The organism is Demequina sp. (assembly GCF_016278775.1).
Classification (GTDB): domain Bacteria; phylum Actinomycetota; class Actinomycetes; order Actinomycetales; family Demequinaceae; genus Demequina.
Map to the genome: position 1 here is coordinate 1 of NZ_JADQBF010000074.1, position 11407 is coordinate 11407.

The 11407-nt window shown below is 64.0% G+C and carries 12 protein-coding genes and 1 tRNA gene; 8 read left to right on the top strand and 5 right to left on the bottom strand.

What is annotated here, in order from left to right:
* The coding region (locus tag QZZ33_RS08745; RefSeq protein WP_291379448.1) for an ATP-binding cassette domain-containing protein at positions 1–260 on the bottom strand (260 nt) is incomplete at its 3' end.
* Between the two features lie 180 nt (positions 261–440).
* Between QZZ33_RS08745 and QZZ33_RS08750 the strand changes: the two genes are divergently transcribed.
* The 5 genes from QZZ33_RS08750 to QZZ33_RS08770 all read left to right on the top strand — a co-directional run bounded on the left by QZZ33_RS08750 (position 441) and on the right by QZZ33_RS08770 (position 4424).
* A complete protein-coding gene (locus QZZ33_RS08750) occupies positions 441–2042 on the top strand; it encodes a serine/threonine-protein kinase (protein ID WP_291379451.1) in 1602 nt (533 codons plus the stop codon).
* Positions 2043–2118: 76 nt separating this feature from the next.
* On the top strand, positions 2119–2652 hold the full coding sequence (locus QZZ33_RS08755; protein WP_291379455.1) for a MauE/DoxX family redox-associated membrane protein: 534 nt from the start codon (positions 2119–2121) through the stop codon (positions 2650–2652).
* A gap of 11 nt (positions 2653–2663) precedes the next feature.
* The gene (locus tag QZZ33_RS08760; RefSeq protein WP_291379457.1) at positions 2664–3467 is read left to right on the top strand and encodes a thioredoxin domain-containing protein; all 804 of its coding nucleotides are present in this window, start codon (positions 2664–2666) and stop codon (positions 3465–3467) included.
* 32 nt (positions 3468–3499) lie between these two features.
* Positions 3500–4306, top strand: coding sequence for a thioredoxin domain-containing protein (locus QZZ33_RS08765; RefSeq protein ID WP_291379459.1), 807 nt, complete (start codon positions 3500–3502; stop codon positions 4304–4306).
* Positions 4307–4351: 45 nt separating this feature from the next.
* A tRNA-Thr gene (locus QZZ33_RS08770) sits at positions 4352–4424 on the top strand.
* Positions 4425–4491: 67 nt separating this feature from the next.
* Here QZZ33_RS08770 and QZZ33_RS08775 read toward each other — a convergent pair.
* The 4 genes from QZZ33_RS08775 to QZZ33_RS08790 all read right to left on the bottom strand — a co-directional run bounded on the left by QZZ33_RS08775 (position 4492) and on the right by QZZ33_RS08790 (position 8668).
* Positions 4492–5352 (bottom strand): carbohydrate ABC transporter permease, encoded by an 861-nt coding sequence (locus QZZ33_RS08775; RefSeq protein ID WP_291379460.1) that lies wholly within the window; start codon positions 5350–5352, stop codon positions 4492–4494.
* Positions 5353–5357: 5 nt separating this feature from the next.
* Positions 5358–6215 carry a sugar ABC transporter permease gene (locus QZZ33_RS08780; protein ID WP_291379462.1) on the bottom strand — a complete coding sequence of 286 codons (858 nt, stop codon included), beginning with the start codon at positions 6213–6215 and terminating at the stop codon, positions 5358–5360.
* Positions 6216–6347: 132 nt separating this feature from the next.
* On the bottom strand, positions 6348–7667 hold the full coding sequence (locus QZZ33_RS08785; protein WP_291379464.1) for an extracellular solute-binding protein: 1320 nt from the start codon (positions 7665–7667) through the stop codon (positions 6348–6350).
* Entirely contained in the window at positions 7664–8668 is a 1005-nt protein-coding gene (locus QZZ33_RS08790) for a glycosyl hydrolase family 32 (protein WP_291379466.1), read from the bottom strand. The genes QZZ33_RS08785 and QZZ33_RS08790 overlap by 4 nt, the downstream gene beginning before the upstream one ends.
* Before the next feature lie 265 nt (positions 8669–8933).
* Between QZZ33_RS08790 and QZZ33_RS08795 the strand changes: the two genes are divergently transcribed.
* From QZZ33_RS08795 to QZZ33_RS08805, 3 genes are all read left to right on the top strand, one after another.
* The gene (locus QZZ33_RS08795) at positions 8934–9950 is read left to right on the top strand and encodes a LacI family DNA-binding transcriptional regulator (protein WP_291379468.1); all 1017 of its coding nucleotides are present in this window, start codon (positions 8934–8936) and stop codon (positions 9948–9950) included.
* Positions 9951–10301: 351 nt separating this feature from the next.
* Positions 10302–10715: a hypothetical protein gene (locus QZZ33_RS08800; RefSeq protein ID WP_291379470.1), complete on the top strand. Its 414-nt coding sequence runs from the start codon at positions 10302–10304 to the stop codon at positions 10713–10715.
* A 36-nt stretch (positions 10716–10751) separates the two neighbouring features.
* Positions 10752–11407, top strand: a 656-nt coding sequence (locus tag QZZ33_RS08805) for a signal peptidase I (protein WP_291379472.1), incomplete at its 3' end; no start/stop codon positions are given.

Sequence of the window (11407 nt, forward strand, 5' to 3'; positions counted from 1 at the left end):
GCGTAGGACTGGAACACCATGGCGATGTCGCGGTCCTTGGGCTGCACGTTGGTGACGTCGCGGTCGCCTACCCAGATGGCGCCTTCGTCAATGTCCTCGAGGCCTGCGAGCATGCGCAGCGACGTGGACTTTCCACAACCGGAGGGGCCGACGAGAACGAGAAACTCTCCGTCGGCAATGTCGATGTCCAACTGGTCGACCGCTGGGCGGTCGGTGCCGGGGTAAATCCTGGTGGCCTTGTCATAGGTCACGGTTGCCATTGCTGGTCCCTTCACCGGCAGGTACGTGCCGGACGATCCGTAGTGAAGAGCGCCTGTGCGGTGTCCACACTGACACTTGCCGACGCTGCTGTGCGACGGCCCTCCTATGGTGCCACATCTGGACCGGGACGGCAGACCGAGAATCTGCCGGGATGAGCACAGCAGCGGTAACGTGATGCCATGGCCCGCCGCACACTCGACCCCGGTGCGAGCATCGGGGGCTACGTGGTGGAGCGCCCATTGGGCGCTGGCGGCTCTGGACAGGTCTACTTGGTGCGGGACGGCGCAGGCCTCGCCGCGGCGCTCAAGCGGGTCGACGCACAGCACGACGAAGTGGCGGCGGAGCGCTTGCGACGCGAGGTGCGCGCGCTCATGGCGATCCGCCACCCTGCCGTGCCGCGCGTGCGTGACGCCGAACTCGAAGAGGACGAGACCTTCGTGGTGTTCGAGTTCATTGAAGGCGAGAGCCTTGCGCTTGAGGTCGCGGAAAGGGGTCCGCTAGAAGGAGAAGACCTCGCGTTTTGTGCCGAGCGCATCGCAGGCGCGCTGGAGGCAGCACACGCCGCCGGCTTGGTGCATCGGGATGTGACGCCGTCCAACGTGATGATGTCGCCAGACGGCGCAGTGCTGATCGATTTTGGCCTGTCGCACAGGGAGGACGACGACCGCCTGACCCGCGAGGGCCTCGTCAGCGGCACCGCAGGCTATGTGGCGCCAGAGGTGATTGACGGCGCGGAGCCGGGGACCATCGCGGACCGCTGGTCGTGGGCCGCCACCGTGGCGTACGCCATGACGGGCGACGCCCCGTTCGGCACGGGCAATTCCGCTATCAGGCGCACGCTGCAGGGAAAGTGGAAGGTTCCCGATCTTCCCGGCGCCGATGTTCTTGCGGCCGCGCTCGACCGAGATCTGGAAGTGCGACCTGGAATGCGGGATGTGATCGCCGCACTGCGGGGCGCGACCACGGTATTGCCCCGCGAGTCCGTACCGGCCACCACGGTCATGGAGAACTCTGCGGACGGTTCCGGCGGCACGGCCGTGCTCCCGGTCGACGCCGCGTCGGCTCAGAACGGTGGCGACGCCGACGATGATTGGGACGACGCCGACGCGCCTGAGTCGAGATTCAGGGATGACTTCGAGGAATTCGTGCTGCCGACCTCAGAGGAAGTGGTCGAAGACGTCGAGCTGTCGCCCCGTCGGCCCTTCCTAGTGGCGGCCTGGGCGATTGCCGCGTCGGCAGGAGCAATGCTTGCGCCGGTGATTGCGGCGGCGGTGATCACGGTGACGGCGCTCGTGGCGCGCACGGTCTTTAGGCGCTCGGAGGCCATACGACAAACGCGCGCGAGGCGAGGCGAGCGGCGCATGGACGCGCTACTTCACACGGTGGGAGTCCCGTGGCATGTGCTCCGCGCCCTCGTGGAAATGGTGCCGTCGCTTCTTGCCGCGACAGTGATGGGCATCGGCATCGGCGCCCTGGGATGGTGGTTGGTGTCGAGCGGCGCGGCCGCGTCAGACGCGCCAGACGATCAAGCCTGGGGTCACGCCATTGCGCTCGCGATCGGGGCGCTCGCCTTCATTGGCGCGCTGTGGTGGGGGCTGTGGTCTTGGAAGACTCGTGAGGGGGCGTACCGCATCACCGAGGCGCTTGCACCCACCACGGGAGTGAGTGCCGCATGGATTGTGGTGGCTTTCATCGTGATCGCGTCCTTTGCTGTCGCGATCTACGTGGGTGCCGACCCGTGGTGGTGGCCGTTCCCCCAGATGCCGCAGGCCGCCGGGTAGTCCGTGGCACCATGTCCCGCAGCCGGGGAACGCGCGCGCCTTGAAGCGCGTTGACCCGACGAACAAGGAGAAGGCCATGTCAGCAACCGCAGACGTCGAGAAGGCGTCGAGGGACCAGCGTTGGAGCCTGATCCAGCCGTGGATCAGTGTGGTGGTCCGACTCGCCATGGCGGGCATCCTGGTCGCTGCGGCGATCCCCAAGATGCTCGACGTCGACCAGTCTGTTCGTGCCGTGCGTGCGTACCGCCTACTCCCGGAGACCGTCGTGCCGTTCGTCGGAACCGCTCTGCCGTACTTCGAGTTGGTGCTCGCGCTTGTGTTGCTCGTCGGTGTGTTCACACGTCTCGCGTCCGTCGCGTGGTTGGTGATGATGGCCGCGTTCACCTTTGGAGTGGCATGGGCGTGGGCTCAGGGCTACAGCATCGACTGCGGTTGCTTTGGTGGCGGCGGGAACATCGCCGAGGGCACTGCCGACTATCCTGGCCACATGCTCGAACGCGCGGGATTTGTGGCGCTCGGCGCTTTTCTGCTTGTGTTTCCCCGTACACCCCTCTCTCTCGACGCATGGATGCGCGGCGAGCCGTTGGTCGCCACGAGCCGACCCGAATAAGGAGTCCCCACATGGCAAAGAACGTCCAGGAGACGGACAAGGTCGCCGACGCTAGGAAGAAGGCCCAGGCGCAGGTGCGCGCTCAAGAGCGCCGCACGGCCGTGATGTGGGTGGTCATCGGCGTCGTCTTGGTGGGCCTCTTTGCCGCGCTCGTCGCCTACATCGTGCGTCAGAGCGAAGTAGCGGACGTGGGTGCAGGCGATCAAGCCACGCCTACTGTGGCGACTGAGAACGGCGGCTTCCCCGTGGGCACTACCGGTGTGGTCGGCGAGGGTCTGGACGACAGCCGCGTGCGGGTGGACGTCTACCTGGACTTCATGTGCCCCATCTGCGGAGTGTTCGAGGAGACCCAGGGGCCCGTGCTGCAGCAGTTGCGCGAGGACGGCACCGCGGACATCTACTACCACCCGATCTCGATCCTGGACCGCACCTCGCAAGGCACCGAGTTCTCGACGCGTTCGGCGTCGGCCGCAGCGCTCATCGCGCAGGAGTCGCCCGAGAACTTCCTCGGGTTCATCGAGGCCATGTTCCTCAACAGCCCTGAAGAGGGAACCCCGGGCCTGAACGATGCGCAGATCCAAGAAATCGCCAAGGTGGCGGGAGTCCCGGACGACGTGGTCGCGAAGATTCCCGACCACGCATACGCGGAATGGGTGCGCAGTGCCACGGAACAGGCAAGCATTGACGGCATGAAGGGCACGCCTTCTGTCGCGATCAATGGGGACATGCAGGACCCCCGGGCCAACCCTGGTGACCTGAACTGGACACAACCAGGCGCGCTACTTCAGTTCGTGCAGGACGCCGCAAGCGAGTAAGGGTTCGCAGGGCCCGAGAGGGGTAGGTCGTCATGGCCAAGTCAACGGAGTCGTCGTCGGTCGTCGCTGAGGCGAAGCGTCAGGCGCAGGCCCAGACGCGCGCGCAGTCGCGTCGCCGCGCGGTCGGCTGGAGCGTCACAGGCATCGTGCTGGTCGCCTTGTTCGTGGCGCTCGTCGCGTACATCGTCCGTCAAGGCGACGTCAGCGAGGTGAGCGGCGAGGGTCAGCTCGACCTCGCGGTGGCTTCAGACAACGGTGGAATCCCCATCGGCTCTACCGGCGTGGTGGGCGAAGAACTCGACTCCACGCGCGTCCGGTTGGACGTGTACTTCGACTTCATGTGTCCCGCATGCAGGGGCTTCGAACAGACGCACAGCGAGATAGTGAGTGAGCTGCGCGCGCAAGGTATTGTCGACGTGTACTACCACCCGCTGGGCTACCTGGACGGCTACTCTCTTGGCACCGAGTTCTCGACGCGTGCTGCATCGGCCGCCGCGCTCGTTGCCGCCGAGTCGCCCGATGACTACCTCGCCTTCATGGAGGCGATGTTCGTCAACCAGCCCGCCGAGAACACACAGGGCTTGACGGACGCGCAGATCCAGGCGATCGCAAGCCAGGTGGGCATCGCCGACGATGTGGTGGCGCGCATCCCTGACCACGAGTACACGTCGTGGGTGCGTACGGCGACGGAGCGGGCCAGCAAGGACGGACTGCCGTTCACGCCGACGCTCGCCATCAATGGAGACATGCAGAACCCTCGCGACAATCCCGATGACCTCAACTGGACTGTTGAGGGCGCGCTCGAGCAAGCCATTCGCGACGCCGTTGGTGGGGAATGAGTCGGGCTCGACCCAGGTACCCTTTTCTGGTGCATCTGCACGCACGCTGGCATGGCGCAATTGGTAGCGCACCCGACTTGTAATCGGGCGGTTGCGGGTTCGAGTCCCGCTGCCAGCTCTGTTTGGCGGACTGGCTGGATTCCCGCAGGGGCCCGCGTGCTTGCGCCATTGGATGCGGACGAGGCCTACCCCTTGACCGCCGATGACGCCAGGCTCTGCACGAAGAAGCGTTGGAAGGCCACGAAGAAGATCAACACCGGCAGGATCAGCAATGTGCCGAACGCCAACACCTCTCCCCAGTCGACCGGCATCTGTCCTGAGAACACGCTGAGTTCGAGCGGGAGCGGGCGATACCTGGGGTTGGAGACCACCAGCGACGGCCACAGGTACTGACCCCACGTCGTCATGAACGTCAGGATCGCGACCGTGGCGAACACGGGCTTTGCGGACGGCACTGCGATGCGAACGAAGGTGCCGAATGAACCAAGTCCGTCCAGACGTGCGGCCTCTTCTATGTCTTTGCTGAGCCCCAGAAAGAACGTGTAGAACAAGTAGACGGAGAAGGCGTTTGCGAAGAAGGGAAGCGCCTGGACCAGCAGGGAGTTGCGCATGTCATTCAGCATGAAGAGCAACGGGATCGCGACGGCCTCGAAGGGAACGATCACGAGCGCCACGACCAAGAGGAATGACTTGTCCCGACCGCGCCACGACAGCCGGGCGAAGGAGTAGGCGGCCATCGAGTTCACCACGAGACCGACCACCACGACGGCCAGGGAGATAAGGATCGAGTTCGTCATGAACTGCCAGAAATACCCGGTGCTGTCGGAAGCCAGCGAGTCGAAGACAGATCGGTAGTTGTCCAGATTGAGGTGTTGTGGAGCAAAGCCACCGAGGCCGCTGAGGACATCGGCGGCGGGCTTGAACGATCCGATCACGAGGTAGTAGGCGGGCGCGACGTATGCTGCGGCGAGCACGGTCAGGACCAGATAGCTACGCGCTGCTCGCCATCTGCGGCTCCGTGCTCGTTGCGATTGGGCGTTCGTCATGAGTTCTACGCCTCGCTTTCTTGTCGAACGAGGCGGCGCTGAATCACGGTGATTCCCAGCACGATCGCGAAGAACACCACGGTGATCGCGGACGCACGCCCAAGGTTGTTCTGATCGAAGACGCTGGTGGTGGCCTGATAGAGCACCGTCTGTGTTGCGGTCCTGTTGGCTCCACCGGAGGTGATGAGGATGTAGACCTGGTCGTACACCCTGAACGCAAGGATCGACGTGAGCAACACCACGAAGATCAGCGTGTTTCGTATGCCCGGCAGGGTGACATAGAGGAACTGCTGCCAACGGTTGGCGCGGTCGAGTTGAGCCGCTTCGTACCGTTCTTGTGGAATCTCTTGGAGGCCCGCCAACAGGATGATCATCTGAAAGCCGACGCCCTGCCAGATTGAGAGCAGGATGATGGAGGGGAGGGCGGTTGCCGAGTTCCCGAGCCAGTCTTGCGGTCCCACCTGCCCGAAGGTCACGAAGTGCACCAGCGAGTTGAGCAGGCCGCCCTCACTGCGGGCGAGGATCAGTCGCCAGATGACGGCGACGAGGGCCATCGGGAAGATGACCGGCAAGAAGAACAGCGCTCGAAAGACTGATATCCCCCGTAGACGTTGGTTGACCAGCATGGCCAGACCTAAGGCAATGGCGGTCTGCACCGGGATGACGACGGCCGCGAAGGTGAGGTTGTTGCCGAGCGCTCGCCAGAATTGCGCGTCGGCGAATAGCCGCGTGTATTGCGTGATGCCGATGTAGTTGGGGGCGCGCGGTGAGTTCAGCTGCGCGTTGTGGAAGGACAGGAAGATCGCCACCAGGAACGGGATGGCGACGAAGACGAGCAGCCCGATGATGCCAGGGGTGGCCATCGCGACACCGGGGAGCTCTCGGCGGTTCCAACGGAGTGAGCGCCTACGCGGACTTTCGGCGGTGGGGTTCGACATGGTCGCCTCTCCAGTGTCCGCGGCGAGCCGGGGCCCGCCGCGGACACTGTGCTCGGTCTACTCGTAGTCGTTGTTGTCGGCGAACGACTGGTCGATTGCGGTGGCCGCACCGGTGAGTGCGGACTGCACGTCGTCGCCTGTCGCGATTGCGGCCAAGGCGGATGCGAACTCCGAGGTAATGACCGGGTAACCAGCGGTCAGAGGTCGCAGGACTGTGACGCAGTCGTCGGTGATGGAGTCCGCATTGCAGCCGGCCCCCAGTTGCTGACCCCACAGCTCAAGAGGTCCTCCTGAGCTGTAGAGCGTGTCGGCGGCAAGCGCCGACTCGGTCGCGGGCGGAGCGCCGTTCGCGGTCGTCATTGCCTTCACGTTCTCATCATTGAGCAGGTAGTCCAGGAACGCACCAGCAGCGGCTCCTTGCTTCGTGGTGGAGCCCATTCCCCACGTCCACGAGCCCGCACCACTCTTGGTGCCGTCGCCCATGTCGGGGAGCGGCAGAATCACGAGGTCGTCACCCAGTGCTTCGCTGTACCCGGGGTACAACCAGTGACCGCACCAACTGATGGCGACTCGCCCCTCGACCAGGGCCGCATCGTCCTCGTCAGGGTCCACGTAAGGCATCCAGCTCTGGAACGCCTCCATGGCAGCGACAGACTCGGGGCCATCGATGACGCCGGAGGCCTTGTTGTCTGCAATGAGGTTTCCGCCTGCCGACTGCAACAGCGGGGAGAACGCGTACGTGCCCCACTCGCCGCCAAGGCCGTAGTTCTCCTTGATATCGAGCGCGTACCCTGAGTCGTTTTCGGCAGCCAGCGTCTCCAGAGCCGACAGGAACTCGTCGGCGGACCACGCGCTGTCGATTGAATCGGGATAACTCACACCAGCGGCATCGAGCATCTCTCCGTTGGCGCACAGGCCCAGTCCGGAGTTGAACTGCGCCAGCGCGTACAGGGTCCCGTCGAGGGTTCCCTGATTGACGTTGCCTACGGTGGCGTTGTCGATGGTTTCCTGAGACACGTAACTGTCGATGGGCGCCACCTTGGCGTCGTACACGAAGCTCGCCAGCGTGGGGCCGTCCAGTTCCAGCACGTCCGGCAGGTCGTCGGCCGACGTGGACTGAATGGTGGTGGTGTAGTCGGCCTCTGGGACCAGCGTGAGCTTCACGTTGATGTCCGATTGCGACGCGTTGAAGTTCGCGACGGCGTCTTGGAGGGCGGCGACTTCAGTGTCCTTGCCCTGATGTGCCCAGACCTCGACGTCGCCGGTACCGTCACCGGCGCTAGACGTTCCACCTCCGCCGGAGCTGCATGAGGCCAACAGCAATGCGGCGGTGGTAACCGCGACAACGCTGGCGCCTGCCTTCTTGCGGTGTTTCATGATGATTCCTCCTTGTGTGGCTTGGTTCCGCCCTCACTATGGGTGAACCCAAGATCTGATGTGATGGCCAGGTAGCCATCCCTCGTCACGGTCAGCGGCATGGGGTCGCTGATCGCGCCAACAAAGTCCTCCCCGGAGCCCGCGTGGAACCCGAGGAGTTGTGGTTGATTCCACCTGTCAAACACGACTCGCCCCGAGTAGAGGGACTCGTCATGAAGGAGTCGTGCCTTGGAGGCGTCGAATGGGCGGCCAGGTCCATCGACCGGCAGGTTCCAGATGCCCCCTCGGTGACCTGCCTCGCGACGCGCTCGCGACAGCGCCGCCGTGGGACACGAGAAAAGCAACACCCATTGGCCGCCGACCTCAACCAATTGCGGCACCTCTAGATGAGAGAATCCCGCTCCGGGATCGCTCAGAGGAGGGTGCACGCTCCACGTCTCAAGGTCGTCAGACGTCGCAAAGCCGATCACGCCGCGATCATCGATGTCTCCATGGTTCGCACGTGCGGTGATGTACATGACCCACCGGTGACCGTCTCGCTCCACCCATGGATCTCGCCACGCCTCTTCGTGCCACTCGGGCGCGTCGAGAAGCTCGTACCAGCGGGCGTCCGCCCGCACCGCGAGCTGGCTGCGGCGCTTCCAGGTGTCGAGGTCGGTGGATTCTGCGGCGAGGATCGTCTCGACGTTGGCGTTTGGCCCGACATCGTCAAGGAACCGACTGCCCGTGTAGAACATCGTCCAGCGGCCTCGGTGAGACACCACGCAGCCGGTCCAGCATGCGCTGGCGTCGTCCGTGTCGCCCCCCGAGGCAGCCAACACGTTTCCGCGTAGCGACCAGTCGGCAAGGTCGGTGGAGACCGCGTGGTCGATCCTGGCGTTGCGATGCCGGAGGTCTTCGCCGCGCAGTGAATCAGGGGCGTTCAAATAGAAGAGGTGGTACGCATCGCCATCATCCGCGACCCAGAAGTCCCACACCCATCGACCGTCAACGGAGAGCATCAGCGACCTCCCGCAAGGGTGGCATTGAGGCGTTGCAAGACTTCTCCACGTTGAGGCTCCCTTGGTCGGAGCGACGCGGCTGCCGTTGCCAACGTCGTTGTCCGGTCAATCGGTTTATCACTGCCAGTAGATCACCGGGTGAACTTGGAGGCAACACCTCGAGGTAACGGTGATGTAACGATTTATCACGTGAGGTATATCCCTTTACCTTCAGAGGAGCCCCGCGACCGGCCGGTAGAATGGCAGCAACAGAGGGAGGAGACACGTGGCGGAGAAGAGAGTCACGCTCGCAGACGTAGCTGCGCGAGCAGGCCTTTCGGTGAGCGCCGCCTCGCTGGTCCTCAACGACCGGCCAGGCATCCGGATATCACCGGCGGCGCGTGAGCGCGTCCGCGAGGCCGCGCGGGAACTCGGATACCGTCCCAATCTCGCGGCCCGCACTTTGCTCACCTCTCGGTCGGCGACTATTGGGTTGATCTCGGACTCTGTGACCACCCGGCCATGGGCGAGCGCGCTCATTCTGGGGGCGTTGCGCGAGGCGCACTCACGAGACCACATCCTCCACATCGCGGAGACCGGCACGGACATCGCCACCGCAGCCGAGGCCCTGGACTCCTTCCTCGACAGATCCGTCGACGGCATCATCTTCGCGGCGTCGCGCGCCAGGGAGCTCGAACTGCCCGACCGCTCGATTCCCGTGCCATTCGTCATGCTCAATGCGACGTCCGCAGCGGGAGACGCATCGGTTCTTCCCGATGAGTTCGAAGCGGGCAGGGCCATCGCTGGCGTGCTCGCGGCCGCTGGCATCAAAGAGCGCATCGTGGTGCTGGGTCGAGACATCGGCGCACCGCCCGACTGGGTGGACACCTTGACGGTGCGCAGGCGCACGGCAGGCATCGCGCAAACGGTGAAGGAACACGATATGCACCTCGCGGCTCAGTTACCCCTGTCCGCATGGGAGCCGGAGCCAGGGTACGAGGCCATCGCCGACCTCGTTGACAGCGGCGAAACCTTCGACGCGATCATCGCGATGAATGACCGGTTGGCCTTTGGCGCCTACCAGGCGATGCTCGAGCGCGGGCTTCGAGTTGGCCAGGATGTCTCGGTCGTTTCCTTCGACGACGACGAGTTTGCCCACTTTGTCAGACCGGGCCTGACAACCGCAGCACTGCCGTACGAGACGATGGGAAGGCTCGCGGCAGAACTGATCTTGACGGGCGCGACACAGCCTCAGCAGCACCTCATCCCGATGCCGATCATGTACCGCGGTTCGGTGCGCTAGCCCTACGAACTATCCGTCGAGAACCCCCAGAACTGGGGGGGCCATGTGACGAGTTCGACACAGGTACCCTTGCGGGGTGCATTCGCGCACTCTCCGGCGGGCCGCGAGGGGCGGCATACCCGGTCTGTGATCGGAAGACAACGGGTTCACACACCGTTTGCAGCACGGAACACACCCGTGTGACATATCTCACAGAGCGACGCATCGGCGTCATATCTGCGGCTTTTGTCACTCTCAAGTGTCGGATATTTCACACCGATATTGCTTTCGAGTGAAATCCACGACCCGCGTGGCGGGGCACTCCCGGAAGGGGGGCGTGCCCGGTGCGCATGATGAAAGGAAACCAAGATCATGGCGAAGAAGAAGAACTCACGTAAGGCGCTCGCTGTTGCGCTCGGCATCATGGGCGTTGCCGGCCTCAGCGTGGCATCCGCATCGCAGTTGACCGTCAACGTCAACGACGACAACATCGCTGTAGGTACGGGTAGCTTCCTCGCAGCCTGCGACACGGCAGTCGACGTCGACTACACCTACAACGCCGCGATGACGGAGTACGTGAACTTGACCATCTCGGATATTGACGCCGACTGCGCCGATGCCGAGTCGCTCTCGTACACCATCAATGGGACGACGGCGGCCTCCACGACCTACACCGAGTCCGGCACGGTCACGACGCCGCTTGGAACCTCCGTGGTCGTGGACCTCACGGGCGTGCCGCTCACGACGAGCCTGGACTCGATCGACATCCAGATCTTCACCCCCTAGGCACCGAGCCACCAAGCAACGCGCTGAGCGGATCGCGTGAAGATTCGACAATGGCTAGATACCGGCGAGTGGACCACTCGCCGGTATCTGTCGTTGATCGGAACAGTGCTGATCTGGCTCGTCGTCGCGATCGACGCGTGGTACCTGTGGCCCACCCAACTCGGCGGCGCCACGTCCATCGTGATCGTCTCAGGAGACTCGATGGAGCCGACGTACTTCGACGGCGATCTCGTGATCGCCCGCGAGATGGAGCCGAGCGTCGGTGACGTCATCATCTACGCCCCAGCGGGACTGGGCGGCTCGCAAGTAGTCCACCGCATCATCGACGGCAGCGCGGATGAGGGCTGGCAGATGCAGGGGGACAACAACGACTTCATTGACCCGTTCACGCCGCAGGGCGACGAGGTCAAGGGAGTGGTGCTCGTTCACTACTCCAACTTCGGGCGCGTCACGGTGCTCCTGCTCAATCCCATGGTGTGGGCATTCATGCTTCTCGCCGCCATCGTCCTGCTGCTGTGGTGGAGCGATGACGATTGCGATGACGATGACGATGACGACGATGAAGACAAGAACAGACACGACGGTGACCCCGAGTCGGAAGCCGACGAAGAGCTAGACCTGATCGACCGCGTCGTGGAGGGCACCGAGGCCGCGTTGGCGCGCATGGTTGCATCCGTTGGCGGGGCTGGGGC

What these genes read in the sequence shown, in the direction of transcription:
- QZZ33_RS08755 (WP_291379455.1), top strand. Translation starts at nt 2,119, where the DNA reads ATGTCAGCAACCGCAGACGTCGAGAAGGCGTCGAGGGACCAGCGTTGG.
- QZZ33_RS08775 (WP_291379460.1), bottom strand. Translation starts at nt 5,352, where the DNA reads ATGACGAACGCCCAATCGCAACGAGCACGGAGCCGCAGATGGCGAGCA.
- QZZ33_RS08780 (WP_291379462.1), bottom strand. Translation starts at nt 6,215, where the DNA reads ATGGCCACCCCTGGCATCATCGGGCTGCTCGTCTTCGTCGCCATCCCG.
- QZZ33_RS08750 (WP_291379451.1), top strand. Translation starts at nt 441, where the DNA reads ATGGCCCGCCGCACACTCGACCCCGGTGCGAGCATCGGGGGCTACGTG.
- QZZ33_RS08760 (WP_291379457.1), top strand. Translation starts at nt 2,664, where the DNA reads ATGGCAAAGAACGTCCAGGAGACGGACAAGGTCGCCGACGCTAGGAAG.
- QZZ33_RS08785 (WP_291379464.1), bottom strand. Translation starts at nt 7,667, where the DNA reads ATGAAACACCGCAAGAAGGCAGGCGCCAGCGTTGTCGCGGTTACCACC.
- QZZ33_RS08790 (WP_291379466.1), bottom strand. Translation starts at nt 8,668, where the DNA reads ATGCTCTCCGTTGACGGTCGATGGGTGTGGGACTTCTGGGTCGCGGAT.
- QZZ33_RS08800 (WP_291379470.1), top strand. Translation starts at nt 10,302, where the DNA reads ATGGCGAAGAAGAAGAACTCACGTAAGGCGCTCGCTGTTGCGCTCGGC.
- QZZ33_RS08765 (WP_291379459.1), top strand. Translation starts at nt 3,500, where the DNA reads ATGGCCAAGTCAACGGAGTCGTCGTCGGTCGTCGCTGAGGCGAAGCGT.